Here is a 14302-nt window from a genome sequence, read left to right as displayed (position 1 = left end):
TGAAGACCGGTTTTCTCCTTGATCCGCGCTAGGGGCTGGCCTCGCCATATGGCGACCCGGGAACGCAGCAGAAGGAGTGCAGCATGTACAAAAAAATCATCGTCCCGATCGCCATGGATCAGCTGGAGCATGGCGAATCCGTACTCAATATCGCCGAGAAGCTGATCGACGAAGGGGGGGAAATCGTCCTGCTCAACGTGGTCGAGGACCTCAACGCCTATGCACAGGGATACATGATCGTCGATTTTCCGCTCGAGATGATCGAGGAGTCACGCAAACACGCCGTCAGGACGTTGGAAGCGCTGAAGACCAAGCATGGGATCAAGGGACGTATCGAAATCCGTACCGGCGGAGCGGCGGGCACCATCAACGCTCTCGCCAAGGAAGAGAATGCGGACCTCGTGATTATTGCGTCGCACCGGCCGGGTTTGATCGATTATTTTATCGGTTCGACCGCCAGCCGCGTGGTCAGCCATTGCCCCTGTGCCGTTCTCGTCGACCGGTAAAATGCCAAGAACAAGAAGGCGGCGTGATTCGAACCGCGCCGCGACCAAGGGAGCCCTGCAAATGGATAAGTACGCGCTTGATGACTTTCGCGAACAGCTTCTCCGCCGCAAACGCGAGCTTTACGGTCGGCTGGTGAAGATCGAGGAGGATCTCGATCAACCGATGAATGCCGATGTTCCGGATCGCGTTACCGAACGAGAAAACGACGAGGTATTGGAGGGCCTCGGCCTCGCAGGTCAGAGCGAGATCCGCGCCATTAATGCCGCTCTGGACCGAATTGAGTCCGGAACATTCGGCATCTGTGTGCGCTGCGGTGACCCGATTTCGCCGGAAAGATTGCACGCCGTACCGCACGCGCCGCTCTGCCAGACCTGTGCAGCGGAGGTAGCAGGCGCAAAATAAGCTAGGCCCCCACGCATTTTCGTCTGGCGTCGCTCTCGCCCGCTGACGCATTTAAGCGCCGACGATTGTCGCTCCGACAGCCAGCCGGCGAGGCATGCCGCGTCCGCTTTCCGGGACATTAGCCGACTGTTGTAATAGGTTGCAAAAATTGATCCTTTCGTCGTCCGGCTGCTCTTTGCTGTGGGCGCATGTTGTGGCACGTTAAACGGGTAGAACACGTGCCTTACCGGACCGAACATCAGCCGCCAATTGGGGAAATTGTGTCGATTTCCGGTCGCTGTGCGGACCCGGGCATGAGCAGGCCCTTTGTGCATCCAAGGGATGTTTGGCGCTGGCGTCGAGGGGAGGAACGCGTGGAGATCGACGGTGTCAAGTGGAACTATGACCGATTCGAATTGATTGCGGATGGAATCGTTCACGGCATCGGTCTTGCGGCAGCGCTCTGCGGTGTCACGGCGCTGATTTTCTATGCGACGCTATGGAGCACGTCCGGTCAGCTTGCCGCCGCCTGGATCTATGGTGTCGGGCTCGTCACCACCCTTTCGGTGTCCTTCCTTTACAATCTCTTCCCGATCTGCCGGTTGAAGTGGCTTTTGCGCCGGTTCGACCATTCCTCGATCTTCCTGCTGATTGCGGCGACCTATACGCCGTTTCTCCAGCGCGGCTGGGACAACCCGTTCCTTTCCAGAATGCTGATCGGCATCTGGGTCATCGCCGCGCTCGGGGTAGCGATCAAATGTCTCTTCCCCGGGCGGTTCGACCGGCTTGCGATCCTGCTCTATATGGGCCTGGGCTGGAGCGGCGTGCTCGCCGCCCGGTCGCTTTTATCCACGCTGACGGCGACGACACTGATCCTGATCCTGATCGGCGGCGTCATTTACTCGACCGGAGTGATCTTTCACGTCTGGGAACGCCTGCGCTTCCAGAACGCCATCTGGCACGGCTTTGTCGTCGCCGGTTCGGCGGTACATTATTCGGCGGTCGTGACCTGCTTCAGCGGCACGGCCCTCTCCTGACTCTCATTCCGGTGCGGGCCGGCAGCCGTCGGACGGCCTGAGAGCTGCGGCCATGCGCGAGATGATCCCGTCGAAACTCGTCAGCGGGTTCTTGCGATATTGCAGGCGGAAATAGGCGGCACTGCCGTCGCAAAGGGCGATCGCCCGGGCATAGAACACCTCGCCGTTACGCGCGCCGGAGAAACTGGCCCAGGCAGGCGTCACGCGCGAAAACAGCATTCTCCAATCATCCTGTGTCTCAAGGCTGATGCGATCGGCGACATCCGTTTCGAAATCACCATCCGGCGGATGGCTTCCGAACACAGCAAGCGTCGCTCCGTTGTCATCCGCATGGAATCTCGCGCCGTCGCCATCATCGGGCGCGTCCTGGCGCAGCTCGAAACCCGGCGGGATCTCGACGGTGTAGCCGAAGCGAGGATTGGCATAGGGGTGCCAGTCGTCCTCCGCGGCTGCGGGGAACGCAAGCCCCGTGGCAAGGGCGAGGGCGAAGAAAGCGCGGCGCATGCGGGGCATCCTCTTGGCTCGCTTCGATCTGCCGCTCCCTCGTAGCCCGGCCCCGAAGCCCTTGCTATTTGTCCTGCAACAGCAGGAGCGCCGCGTGTTCGACACAACGTACAAAAGCAGCGCTCGCGCTCATGGCACTGCTTCCGTCTCGCGCTGTCAATCCTCTTCGAAGGTATGGCGTGCCGTCGAAGCAGCAACGCGAAGCTTGTCGCCGAGGGCGGCCGGGAAAACATGGCCGAGATGGCGTCGCGCTGCGCGCAGCGGATTTCGGTCCGCACCATGAAATGCGTGCGATCAACATATTCTTTGATCGTCCGCTCGTCGATGGGTGCGAAATAGCTCCACCTGAATGGAATTTCGTATCTGACGAAAGGGAGCCCGGCTGCGACAGGCCCGCATGTCGGCGCCGACCGTTTCTCATTATTGGGTAAGGCTCGGCAAAGGGGTACTCCGTACCATCTTCGCGCATGACGCGACACTGTAAGATTTGCCTGCGCTTTGCATTGTATTACTGTCGCGCAACTCCGATTCGTGCCGATTCACTCTTGAGGCGTAGCAGGCCTTATTTTATGTCCGGTGACAATTTGATCGGATGGTCAAAACGGCGAAGGAGCTTGCCAAGACGATGGATATCGCGGCCCTGACATTTCTGGCCCTCGGTCTCCCCTTCGTCGCGGCGCTCGTGGCCCCGGTGCTGACGCGGCTTCTCGGTCACAATGCCGCCTGGCTCCTGGCTCTCGCGCCGGTCGCGATCTTCGTGCATTTCCTCCACTTCGTTCCGGAAATCGCCGACAGCGAAATTGTCACCGGCGGCTATGCCTGGATTCCTTCCTTCAACGTCAGTTTCTCCTGGCTGATTGACGGCCTGTCGCTAACCTTCGCACTTTTGATCTCCGGCATCGGGGCGCTGATCGTCCTCTATTCGGGCGGTTATCTCAAAGGCCACCCGCATCAGGGCCGGTTTTTTTCCTTCATCCTGATGTTCATGGGCTCCATGCAGGGGCTCGTCCTTTCGGACAGTTTCCTGATGCTCTTCGTCTTCTGGGAACTGACGTCGATTACGTCCTTCCTGCTGATCGGCTTCGATCACGGCCGCGAGGCCGCACGGCGCGCGGCGCTACAGGCATTGGTCGTGACGGGGGGAGGAGGCCTGCTGCTGCTTGCCGGCCTTCTCATTCTCTGGAACGTGAGCGGCATCACCCAATTCTCTTTGCTTCTTTCCTTCGGCGCCGAGTTGAAGGAAAGCCAGTTCTATCTCGCAGCACTTCTCCTCGTGCTGGGCGGAGCCTTCACCAAGTCTGCGCAGTTTCCGTTTCATTTCTGGCTGCCGAATGCGATGGAGGCGCCGACGCCGGTTTCGGCCTATCTGCATTCGGCGACGATGGTGAAGGCGGGCGTCTACCTGCTGATGCGGCTCAATCCAGTGCTTGGGGGCACGCCGGAATGGCAGATCCTGCTGCCATTGTTCGGGGCGGCGACGCTCGTGAGTGGTGCGGCGCTGGCAGTGCGTCAAACCGACCTCAAGCTGATGCTTGCCTATACGACGATGGCGTCGCTCGGTCTTCTGGTCCTGCTGACGGGCCTTGGTTCGCCGCACGCGATCGAGGCGGCGGCGCTCTATCTCGTGGCGCACGCGCTGTTCAAGGGCGCACTCTTCATGGTCGCCGGCATCATCGACCACGAGACCGGCTCTCGCGACCTGACGAAGCTCGGCGGGCTTCGCTCGGCCATGCCGCTGACCTTCGTGATCGCCCTTGCTGCCGCGCTTTCGATGGGCGGTCTGCCGCCCTTTTTCGGCTTCCTCGCCAAGGAAGAAATCTACGAAGCGCTGTCCAGCTTCGACCGACGCTCTGTAGTCTTTGCTGCGCTCACCATTCTCGGCAACGCCCTGATGTTTGCCGTCGCTTTCGCCATCGCCTTGAAGCCGTTCCTCGGATCAAAGATAGAGACGCCGAGGCGCGCCCACGAGGCGCCGATCCTCCTCTGGCTTGGTCCGGCGATCCTGGCACTGAAGGGTCTCTCGATCGCTCTGATGTCCGCCTATGCCCATCGCCTGATTTCTTCGCCGATGTCCTCCGCCATTGCCGGCGAACCGCGAACGGTGACGACTTCGCTGGCACCGCATATCGGCGCGCCGCTGCTTCTTTCCGCTGTCACCCTGCTGCTGGGCGTCGTCTTCTATCTCAACCTCGACCGTCTCCGCGCAGCCATGACGGTTATCCTTGCCGATATCGGCTGGGGCCCGGATCGGGGTTTCGACCAATTCATCCGCGGGCTCTTGCGGCTCGCCGTGGCCGTCACGCGCCGCCTGCAGAGCGGCAAGCTCGATGTCTATATGACCGTCGTGTTCGTGTTGATCGCGGCCGTTCTTCTTGCAACTCCGGTACATTTTGGAGAACTGCCGCGCGCGCCGTTCTTCGCTGCGGATGTTCCGGTGCATGAACTTGCGATCATGGCCATTGCGGTCGCTGGCCTTTTCGCCGTCGTGCTGGCGGCCGATCGTCTGACTGCGATCGTCTCGCTCGGCATCCAGGGCTTTGCCGTCGCGGTTATCTTCTTGCTCTACGGTGCGCCGGACCTCTCCTTCACGCAGTTCATGATCGAGACGCTGTCGGTGGTGGTGCTGGCGCTGGTCATGACCCGGCTGCGACTTTCCCCTTCGGATCGGCGGCCGCTACGCCAGAAGGTTCCCGATTCGATGATCGCGCTCGCTTGCGGGCTCGGTTTCGGCCTCTTCCTGCTCAAGGCCACGGGCAGGCCGTTCGACGCGACGTTGACGGATTTCTACAATCTCTATTCGAAGTCGATCGCGCACGGAGCCAATGTCGTCAACGTCATCATCGTCGATTTCCGCGGTACGGACACGCTTGGCGAAATCGCCGTGGTGATGATCACCGGTCTAGCCATCCTCTCGCTCGTGCGGCTGAGGGCGGGGTCGCTCAAGCGCGGCGCCGATGATCGACAGGATGTGGAGGAACGCGCATGAAATCGGTGATTTTCAAGACCGTCGCGCCGTTCCTGACAAGCCTGATGACGCTGTTCTCGATCTTCGTCCTGTTGCGGGGCCATAACGAACCGGGCGGCGGGTTCATCGGCGGATTGATCGCCGTCTCCGCCTTGGCGATCTACGGCATCGCCCACGGCGTCGAGACTGTCAGGCATGCAATTTACTTCCATCCTATGGCGATCGCCGGCGCGGGGCTCTTTGCGGCGACGGTCGCGGGTCTAATTTCGCTCGTCGCACATGTGCCCTTCTTGACCGGCCTGTGGATCTATCCGTCGCTCTTCGGCATCGAGATCCCGCTCTCGACCGTAATGCTCTTCGATACCGGCGTTTATCTCGTCGTTGTCGGATCGATCAGTTCGGTCGCGCTTTCGCTTGAGGAAAGGGGAGGCGAGTAATGGAGGCCTGGTTTGCATTGCTTGTCGGCATCTTCTTCGCTGTCGCGGTCTACCTGATGCTGTCGAAGTTCATCATCCGCGTGCTCCTTGGCGTGGCGGTTCTCGGCAATGCCGTCAACCTGTTGATCTTTACCGGGGGGCGGCTCACACGCGATGTGCCGCCGGTCATTGCCGGCGGCGCCGACGCGCTGGATGGCCCTGCCGCCAATGCGTTGCCGCAGGCGCTGATCCTGACCGCGATTGTCATCTCCTTTTCCTTCTTCGCCTTCCTCCTGGTTCTCGCCTGGCGCGCCTATGAGGACCTGTCGACCGACAACACGGACGAGATGCGTGCGGCCGAGCCGGTGAAGGAACCAATGCCGCCGCTTGGATATTGATCGACCCATGGCTGTTACGACCTCATCCCCCGTCGATCTTTCCGCCGCGCTCGTTCTCGGCCCGACGGCGTTCGCCGATTGGCTGGTGATACTGCCGGTCGCCTGGTGCTTCGCGATCGGCGCGCTTCTGGTCATGTTGCGCCGCGTGATCGGCCTTCATCCGATCATCGCGGTTGCAGGGCTTGCGGGACTTGTCCTGATCGACGCCTTGCTGCTTGGACATGTGGCAGCCAAGGGGCCGGTGACCATGGTCATGGGCCGATGGTTGCCGCCCTTCGGCATTGCCTTCACTGTCGATCTGACGGGTGCGCTCTTCGCACTGGTCGCGGCAATCGTTGCGCTCGCGGGCGGTATCTATTCGCTCGCCGATATCAACGACGGCGGCAGGCGCTACGGCTTCTATCCGTTCCTGATGCTGCTGATGGCGGGCGTCTCCGGCGCCTTCCTGACCGGGGACATATTCAACCTCTACGTCTGGTTCGAAGTTCTGCTCATTTCCTCGTTCGGGCTCCTGGTTCTCGGTTCCGAGCCCGAGCAGATCGACGGCACGGTGAAGTACGGCTTCCTCAATCTCGTGGCAACGACGCTGTTCCTGGTCGCGACGGGCTATCTCTACGCCGTGTTCGGGACACTGAACATGGCCGACATTGCCCGCAAGGCAGAAGGCCTGCGGGGGAGCGCGCCGTTGATGACGCTGACCGCCGTCTATGTGCTCGCCTTCGGAATGAAGGCAGCGGCATTCCCCGTGAATTTCTGGCTGCCGGCCTCCTATCACACCCCGCGCGTCGTCGTATCGGCTCTTTTTGCCGGCCTGCTCACCAAGGTCGGTATCTACGCGCTGATCCGCGTGATGGTCATGCTTTTCCCGGTTGAAAGAGAGGAGCTGAGCTTCGTCATCGCATTGGCGGGAGCCTTGACGATGGTCGTCGGCGTGCTCGGCGCGCTGGCGCAGACCGACTTCCGCCGCATCCTCGGCTATCTCGTCGTTTCAGGGATCGGGTCGATGCTGGCGGGGATCGCCGTCGGCGGTCCCGGCGGCATCGGTGGCGCGATCTTCTATGCGCTCCATTCGATGGTGGTGATGACCGGCCTCTATTTTACTGCCGGAATCGCCGCGCGGCTCGGCGGTGACTCTTCCATCGCGACAGTCTCGGGTCTCTACCGCAAGAACGTTGGATTCGCCGCGCTGACCCTGATGCTGTGCTTCGCCGTTTCCGGGCTGCCGCCCTTTTCCGGCTTCTGGCCAAAGGTTATGCTCGTGAAGGCGTCGCTCGACATCGGCGCCTGGTGGCTTGCGGCGACGCTCCTTCTGGCCGGCTTCTGCACGGTGATTGCGACCGGCCGCCTGTTCCTGCTTGCCTACTGGCGTGACGAGGCTGGCGCGGCCGTCGAGACGGTGCGGCTGCCATCGGCCGTGTTGGCGCCGCTTGCGGTCCTTGCCCTCCTTACGCTCGGGATCGGCCTTTACCCGGAGCCGCTGCTGGCGACGATACGGAGCGCGGCCGCGGGGCTTGCCGAGCCGTCGGCCTATCTGAACTCGGTCTTTCCTGCGGGAGGCCTGCAATGAAGTTCACTGGAATGAAGTTTCTTGCGATCAACGTGATCTTCACCTTTATCTGGGGCGCCATCAGTTCGAGCTTCACGCTCGCAAATCTCGTGCTTGGCTTCCTGGTCGGCGCACTGTCGCTGGCGCTCATCCGGCGTGAGCTGCGGCCGGTGACCTATCCGATCCGGCCTCTGCGCATGTTGCTTCTCATGCTGCTCTTCTTCAAGGAACTTGCCGTTTCCGCGACCAAGGTCGCCATTCTCGTCATGCGGCCGAGGATGGCGCTGAAGCCCGGCATCTTCTCCTATCCGCTGACGCTCAAGAGCGACTTCGAGATCACCCTGCTCGCCAATCTGATCACTTTGACGCCGGGAACCCTGTCGGTCGACGTCTCTGACGATCGTAAGACCCTCTATGTCCATGCGCTTGATTGCGCCGATCCCGGCGCGCTTCGACAGGACATCGCGCGCGGCTTCGAGCGCCGAATCCGGGAGGCCTTTGGATCGTGATGGCTCAGACCGTGCTATCCGCAGCGATAGGCTTCGCGCTGGCGCTCCTCTCCGCCGCCCTGTTGCTCACGGTGTTGCGTATTGTCCGCGGGCCCACCTTGCCGGACCGCGTCCTTGGGCTCGACATGCTGGTGGCGATCGCGATCGGTTTCATCGCCGTGATCGCCATAAAGACCGGCTTCAGCCTTTACATAGACATCGCCATCGCTTTGGGCCTGGTCGGCTTTCTTGCGACCGTGGCTTTCGCCCGTTTCATCCTGGCGCGCGGACTGGCGCCCGAACAAGCCGCGGAGGCCGTTTCGGCCAAGAAGATACCCGCGAAGCGCGGCAAGACAGTCCAGTCGGCGCGCCGCAAACGCAGAGGAGCACGGTGATGGAAGCGCAAGTCAATGCCGCAGTCGAGCTTGGCGTCGCGTTGATCGTCGTTGTCGGCGCCGCCTTCTCGTTGCTGGCGGCTTTGGGGATCGTTCGGTTTCCTGATCTCTACACCCGCATGCATGCCGCTTCGAAAGCGGGAACCATCGGGTCCGGCCTCTTGCTCCTGGCAGCGGGGTTGCATTCCCTTGATGGTGCAATTCTTGTGCGGGCGCTTGCCGGCTTTGTTTTCTTCGTTCTGACCGCGCCGATCTCTGCCCATCTCTTGGCCAAGGGCGCGCACCAGGCGGGTTACAAACTGACGAAACTGTCGGTCATAGATCAGCTTCCACAAAAGGAAGAGCCACGTCGGCTTTGATTGACGCCGTTTCTGTCTCTGTATTTCCGAACAATTCCGCGCGCGGGGACAATTTTAGCAATTTGGAATAAAGTTGCTGCTTTTCCATAAATTTATGTTTGGACTTTTCGGCGATCAGTGTTAATGCAGTAAATGCAAAGTGTCGTCGTGGAAAATACTTTGAACTGAAATTCCAGCTTGAGTTGTGAATATTATCCGTTGCTTTGAGGTGTCGATTGTCCTGATGCCTTGGTGGCGGGTTTCGCTATCCCAATTCGAGCCTTGATGTTGCGGCAGAACCTTGGTCCCTGCCGCGCAGTTATCGGTCAATTCCAAGGCAGCGGGCGCTGTTCGGCGGCATTTTCGCGAATTCCTCCCTCTGAAACGCTGTTTCAGATTTGTTGCTGGATTCCGATAGGAGAAAGAAATGATAGAAACCACGCCCGGCGCGAGCCATGAACTCCTGGTTGAGTTGACGGCGGAAATCGTTGCCGCCTATGTAAGCAACCACGTGGTTCCGGTTGCCGAGCTTCCGACACTCATAGCCGATGTTCACTCGGCGCTTAACAACACGACGGCTCCTGCACCGGTGGTGGTTCCGGTCGAGAAGCCGAAACCCGCGGTTTCGGTGCGCAAGTCGGTTCAGGATGATCAGATCACCTGCCTTGAATGCGGCGGCACGTTCAAGTCGCTGAAGCGCCACCTGATGACCCATCACAATCTTTCGCCTGAAGAGTATCGCGAGAAGTGGGATCTGCCTGCCGACTATCCCATGGTGGCGCCCGCCTATGCGGAAGCCCGCTCGCGCCTCGCCAAGGAGATGGGCCTCGGACAGCGTCGCAAGCGTCGCGGCAAGTAATCCCGTTCGCCGCTTGGCCCGGCTAGGCTGAGCGCGCGCAAGCGTGCGCCCAGCGTTTCGTCTTGGAAAGAAGGGTCGGGCCGAGCAAGGGTCCGGCCTTGCTTGTTTTTGCGACAAAGTCTCCGACCGCGCGGCGTCAGGCAGCCAGCCGGACCTCCGCCTCGTTCTTGATCCGCCGGACCATGGAGCGCAGGCCATTGGCGCGCTGCGACGACAGATGCTCGATGAGGCCGATCTTGCCGAAGACGTCGAGGGCGTCGAGCTGTGCGATTTCGGAAGCGTGCTTGCCGGAATAGAGGGCGAGAACGATTGCCACGAGACCCCGGACGATATGGGCGTCGGATTCGCCTTCGAAGGTGAGGACGGGGTTCTCCGGATCACCGCTCGTGTGCGTCACGAGCCATACCTGGCTTGCACAACCCTGAACCTTGTTCTCGCTCGTCCGCAGGGCCTCCGGCATCTCCGGTAAGCCCTTGCCCAGCTCGATCACGTAACGGTAGCGGTCCTCCCACTCGTCGAGGAAGGAAAAATCGTCGATGATCTGGTCAAGTGAAGTCATAGTCCGTCCAATTCTCGGCGCCGCTTCCTGAACTGCGCCTGTCTCGATCCCGCCCATGCCGGCGTCATCGGGATTTCACCCTTTCATATAGGAGATGCGGGCGGCAATGAGAACAGCCAATACCATTTCGTCCCGCACATCGTCGCACTCTCGTTCCATCTCGTCAAAAAAAGACACCGCGCAGGATGGGCATCCTCGCGGCGGCCGAAACGGAACGGCTAATCAGGCAGTTGAATTGTGCTGACTGCAGGCGTCTGTAGTCCGATCGTCATTGCGCCACGGCGGCCTTTGGGTCGAGACGCTTCTCGGGAACCGGTGTGCGCTTGAAGATCGGCGCGCTATCGATCGCTTCTTCATGCGAAGAGCCCGTGGGCGCCACCGTGCCCGTCATGATCTTGGCATCGGGAACATCGGTCTCGGCGAACTGTGTGTCGAGAAACTCATATGCGATGCGCGCGCCTTCACGGGCTCGATGGCCAAGCGCGACGAAGGTCTCGGCACCTTTCTCGCAGACGTCGGGCTTTTGCACGCAGATGGCGCTAACATACCGGAAAGCCTCGCTGGCCGCCGAAAAGGTATCGCCGATCTCAACCTTCGGTCCGTGCTGAAGCTTCTCCGTGCTCGATGGATCCAGGAACGGCAGGAGTACCAGGACCAGAGAAAACCAGAATGCTGCCTTGACGAGAAACCACATCTTCTGCCCATCCTTTGTTCGGCTGTCGCAGGTCCCGGTCTTTTAACCGATTTTGCCCTTCTCGACAGTCCCGGACGAGTGTTATCGCCTGATATACCCGCCCGCTTGCATTCGCTCCATGTCCGGAACCGATCACGCGTCCGGCTCTTCCATGCGTTGTGGCCGACATTAGAGCGGGAATCACAAGGTCGCTTTTCCAAAACCAGTGGAATTTGTCTCGAATTTTAATGAAATGCGCGATCTTGGTATCCGAGGTGGCATTTATCTCGAATTTTAGCGATAGCCGTTAAGGTTCATGGCAAGGCTCCAGCCAGCGACCGCATATGGCGCGGGCGACAGGCCTCAAAGCGGCTGCCCAAATTCTTAACAAGAACCGGAAAATCCACGGAAATCCGGCGCTTACGCCCCGTTAACCAAAAGCAACGAAGCTCGCCGGAATTGCCCCAAAACAGGATTTTTCGCCGGTTTTGCGCCCGCTCCGAGGCGGCCCGTTTATTCTTTCATTAAGTCGGGAGTGCGAGATTCGGACCATCACGAGACAGCCCGGCCAACCGCCCTGCGAAAGCGAAAAAAGGCGTTCCGGATCGGCTCGAAAGAACAACAAAGGTGGCAGGGCAAAGCGTGAATGTATTGCGTGACATGGCTGGCAGATGGGCATCCCGCGTGGATGAAGCTGCCGCCGCGTGGCTGCCACATCGTGACCTCAAGCGTCTGCGCGCCGTCGCGGCCGTCTCTCTGACGGCTCTGCCGGTCGTACCACTGGCGCTCATGGCTGTGTTGCCGGTCTCCGCCGCCCTGCCGGTCGGGACGGCGCTGTGGGCTTCGGCATCGCTCCTGGCCTCCGCCGCTGCCATTGGTTGGGATGATCAGCGTCAGGCATATGGCGAGCGCGGGCCTGCAACTGCGCTTCCCGATCTTTCTGCAGCCTACGATCTCTTCGCCGGTCTGGTTACGGTGCATGACCTGCGCGGCAATGTCCTGTCCGTGCATGGTCGCGATGCCGCCGAACATCTCACTCTGATGCGCGATCCATGCGGCCGCGGGTTCATCGAGCAGATCCACGTCTCGGATCGGATCACGTTCCTCACGGCTATCGATGCGCTGCGCCAGAATGGCGAGAGATCGGCGGTCGATATCCGCCTCGAGCGGCTGTCGGCACCGGCCGAAGGGGCGCAGTTCGTGCACATGCGTTGCGAGATGACCCCGATCCGGGATGCCGAGGATCGGCTGACTGCCATCGTCGTGCAATCCCGCGACGTCTCCGAGGAAGCCCGACTGCGGGCGGAAGCAACCGCCAAGGCAGCCCATGCCGAATCGGCGAACGACGCGAAGACGCGTTTTCTCGCGGCCGTCAGCCATGAACTGCGTACGCCGCTCAACGCCATCCTGGGCTTTTCTGATGTGCTGGCCGGTGAATATTTCGGGAAGCTGGAGAACGACAGACAGCGCGAATACGTCTCGCTGATCCACAAATCCGGCGCTCACCTCCTGTCTGTCGTCAACACGATGCTTGATATGAGCAAGATCGAGGCCGGCCGTTACGAGCTTGTTCCGGAGCCCTTCCGTGTGGCCGATGCCGTTGCCGCTTGCGAGGCCATGCTTTCCCATCAGGCGCGCGAGAAGGGCGTAAGGCTGGTGAGCCGCGTCACGCGCGCGGTCGGTGAAATCAATGCCGATCAGCGCGCGTTTCAGCAAATATTGATCAATCTTGTCGGCAACGCGATCAAGTTTACCAATCAGGGCGGGCTGGTCACCATCGATGCCGAAACCGACGGCGCCCTATTGAAGCTCACGGTGAGCGACACGGGGATCGGCATTGCCGAAGACAAGCTGCAGATGCTCGGCCAACCTTTTGTCCAGATTCAGAATGACTATACGCGCCGCTACGAAGGGACCGGACTCGGTTTGTCGCTGGTGAAGGGGTTGGTCACACTGCACGGGGGCAAGGTTTCGATCCGTAGTTCCGAGGGCGAGGGGACGGTAATCGTCGTTTCAATCCCGCGCGACGGATCCGGCATTGCGAACGGCGAACAAACGAGCATTCCCGTTACCGTGGAGTTCCCTCCGCGCCTCAAGGAGCGCGGTGAGGGAGGAGCGGCACGTATACGGGGGGTTGGCTTCCAGGACGAGGGATTGAACGAGGACCGGGGACATGGCTCCGCGCAAGCGCAAACAGCCTGAGCGGAAGAGAGCGGCACGAAATCGACCAGGCGTCGCACTGCGCGGCCTGGCCGTCGCCGCTCGCGGTCTTGCATTTGCCGGCAGAATGATGGCGCGCCACCCCGTCGGCGCCGGCGGATCGGCAGCCTTCGTCGTCGTCTTCAGTTTCGTCGCTGCCAATGCCATGTGGTATCAGCACGGGGCCCACCCGTCGCCGCTTTTGCGCACCCGTGTTCCGTTGGTCGGACCCGAAGTAGCCGAGCGCCTGGCGGCTGCCAAGGGTGAGCCGGTCGAGCGTCGTAACGTAACGACCTTCGTCATCGAACGGGAAGGCGCCGAAAGATCCGAGACCATCGGCGACGCGGCCGCTGCACAAGACGAGCCGGATGAACAGGCGAAAACCGCCTCGTCTGCCTCGCCGCTTGTTGCGGACGTACAGAAAGAGCTGGCGCGGCTGGGACTTTACGACGGAGCCCCGGATGGGCGTAGCGGCCCGAAAACCTCAGCCGCGATCCTGCGCTTCGAAAAACAGGCCGGCCGTATGCAAAGCGGCGAGGCCAGCGACGAGTTGTTGCAGGCGTTGCGTGCGGCGGGCGATACCGGACGTGCCGTAGCAACCCCTGGCGATCGTCCCTATTCAGACCCGAAGGCCGCACCGGCAGAAGTCGATCCGATCGCCGCGGCGATCCGCACTGCCGAAGAGGACAAGACATTGCTCCCTCGGGCCGACATTCCTGTATCGAGCGAAATGGTGGTGAGCATCCAGAAGGGGCTCAGCAATCTTGCCTATGCCGACATCGTGGTCGATGGCGTCGCGGGCGATCAGACGCGCGCCGCCATCCGGCATTTTGAAAAGCATTACCGCCTGCCGCAGACCGGTGAACCCAATGCGAAGGTTCTCAAGAAGCTGAAGGAAATCGGTGCGCTTTGAGCCGCGCCGGCAATTTGAGTTCGTGACCGCAGCGGCTTGACGTTTCCCACTACAGCACCGCGCGTCCAATCGAACGCGCCAAGATCGCTTGGTTTGAATTGCTGCAATTGCATGCCGGTGGTCT

The 14302-nt window shown here is 60.8% G+C and carries 16 protein-coding genes; 13 read left to right on the top strand and 3 right to left on the bottom strand.

Annotated features, from left to right (window positions below; all coding sequences use genetic code 11):
- The first annotated feature begins 83 nt into the window (after positions 1-83).
- From GHK62_RS27565 to trhA, 3 genes are all read left to right on the top strand, one after another.
- The gene (locus tag GHK62_RS27565; RefSeq protein ID WP_153442123.1) at positions 84-506 is read left to right on the top strand and encodes a universal stress protein; all 423 of its coding nucleotides are present in this window, start codon (positions 84-86) and stop codon (positions 504-506) included.
- A gap of 61 nt (positions 507-567) precedes the next feature.
- Complete coding sequence (locus GHK62_RS27560; RefSeq protein WP_153442122.1) at positions 568-909, top strand: TraR/DksA family transcriptional regulator; 342 nt, start codon at positions 568-570, stop codon at positions 907-909.
- Positions 910-1262: 353 nt separating this feature from the next.
- Positions 1263-1925: a PAQR family membrane homeostasis protein TrhA gene (trhA, locus tag GHK62_RS27555; protein WP_184108510.1), complete on the top strand. Its 663-nt coding sequence runs from the start codon at positions 1263-1265 to the stop codon at positions 1923-1925.
- 3 nt (positions 1926-1928) lie between these two features.
- Here the strand turns inward: trhA and GHK62_RS27550 are convergent, their stop codons facing one another.
- Positions 1929-2429 (bottom strand): hypothetical protein, encoded by a 501-nt coding sequence (locus tag GHK62_RS27550; RefSeq protein WP_153442120.1) that lies wholly within the window; start codon positions 2427-2429, stop codon positions 1929-1931.
- A 625-nt stretch (positions 2430-3054) separates the two neighbouring features.
- Here GHK62_RS27550 and GHK62_RS27545 point away from each other — a divergent pair.
- The 8 genes from GHK62_RS27545 to mucR all read left to right on the top strand — a co-directional run bounded on the left by GHK62_RS27545 (position 3055) and on the right by mucR (position 9834).
- Entirely contained in the window at positions 3055-5415 is a 2361-nt protein-coding gene (locus GHK62_RS27545; RefSeq protein WP_153442256.1) for a putative monovalent cation/H+ antiporter subunit A, read from the top strand.
- Positions 5412-5831, top strand: coding sequence for a Na(+)/H(+) antiporter subunit B (locus tag GHK62_RS27540; protein ID WP_153442119.1), 420 nt, complete (start codon positions 5412-5414; stop codon positions 5829-5831). The genes GHK62_RS27545 and GHK62_RS27540 overlap by 4 nt, the downstream gene beginning before the upstream one ends.
- Complete coding sequence (locus GHK62_RS27535; RefSeq protein ID WP_153442118.1) at positions 5831-6208, top strand: Na+/H+ antiporter subunit C; 378 nt, start codon at positions 5831-5833, stop codon at positions 6206-6208. Before GHK62_RS27540 ends, GHK62_RS27535 begins: the two co-directional genes overlap by 1 nt.
- 7 nt (positions 6209-6215) lie before the next feature.
- On the top strand, positions 6216-7775 hold the full coding sequence (locus GHK62_RS27530; RefSeq protein WP_153442117.1) for a Na+/H+ antiporter subunit D: 1560 nt from the start codon (positions 6216-6218) through the stop codon (positions 7773-7775).
- A gap of 11 nt (positions 7776-7786) precedes the next feature.
- Positions 7787-8263, top strand: a complete 477-nt coding sequence (locus GHK62_RS27525) for a Na+/H+ antiporter subunit E (RefSeq protein ID WP_153442255.1) — start codon at positions 7787-7789, stop codon at positions 8261-8263.
- The gene (locus GHK62_RS27520) at positions 8260-8637 is read left to right on the top strand and encodes a cation:proton antiporter (protein ID WP_380784860.1); all 378 of its coding nucleotides are present in this window, start codon (positions 8260-8262) and stop codon (positions 8635-8637) included. The genes GHK62_RS27525 and GHK62_RS27520 overlap by 4 nt, the downstream gene beginning before the upstream one ends.
- Complete coding sequence (mnhG, locus tag GHK62_RS27515) at positions 8637-8996, top strand: monovalent cation/H(+) antiporter subunit G (RefSeq protein WP_153442115.1); 360 nt, start codon at positions 8637-8639, stop codon at positions 8994-8996. The genes GHK62_RS27520 and mnhG overlap by 1 nt, the downstream gene beginning before the upstream one ends.
- 406 nt (positions 8997-9402) lie before the next feature.
- Positions 9403-9834 carry an exopolysaccharide biosynthesis transcriptional regulator MucR gene (mucR, locus tag GHK62_RS27510; RefSeq protein ID WP_153442114.1) on the top strand — a complete coding sequence of 144 codons (432 nt, stop codon included), beginning with the start codon at positions 9403-9405 and terminating at the stop codon, positions 9832-9834.
- A gap of 136 nt (positions 9835-9970) precedes the next feature.
- Here the strand turns inward: mucR and GHK62_RS27505 are convergent, their stop codons facing one another.
- Together GHK62_RS27505 and GHK62_RS27500 are read right to left on the bottom strand one after the other, a co-directional pair.
- Entirely contained in the window at positions 9971-10393 is a 423-nt protein-coding gene (locus tag GHK62_RS27505) for a SufE family protein (RefSeq protein ID WP_153442113.1), read from the bottom strand.
- A 268-nt stretch (positions 10394-10661) separates the two neighbouring features.
- A complete protein-coding gene (locus GHK62_RS27500) occupies positions 10662-11087 on the bottom strand; it encodes a DUF5330 domain-containing protein (RefSeq protein WP_153442112.1) in 426 nt (141 codons plus the stop codon).
- Between the two features lie 639 nt (positions 11088-11726).
- Here GHK62_RS27500 and GHK62_RS27495 point away from each other — a divergent pair.
- Positions 11727-13268 carry a sensor histidine kinase gene (locus tag GHK62_RS27495; protein ID WP_153442254.1) on the top strand — a complete coding sequence of 514 codons (1542 nt, stop codon included), beginning with the start codon at positions 11727-11729 and terminating at the stop codon, positions 13266-13268.
- Positions 13240-14178, top strand: a complete 939-nt coding sequence (locus GHK62_RS27490; protein WP_153442111.1) for a peptidoglycan-binding domain-containing protein — start codon at positions 13240-13242, stop codon at positions 14176-14178. The genes GHK62_RS27495 and GHK62_RS27490 overlap by 29 nt, the downstream gene beginning before the upstream one ends.
- Positions 14179-14302 lie beyond the last annotated feature (124 nt).

It is taken from the genome of Sinorhizobium terangae (assembly GCF_009601505.1).
In the GTDB taxonomy this organism is placed as follows: Bacteria; Pseudomonadota; Alphaproteobacteria; order Rhizobiales; family Rhizobiaceae; genus Sinorhizobium; species Sinorhizobium terangae.
Note: the sequence above shows the minus strand (reverse complement) of the source record. Positions and strands in the feature narration are given on the sequence as shown.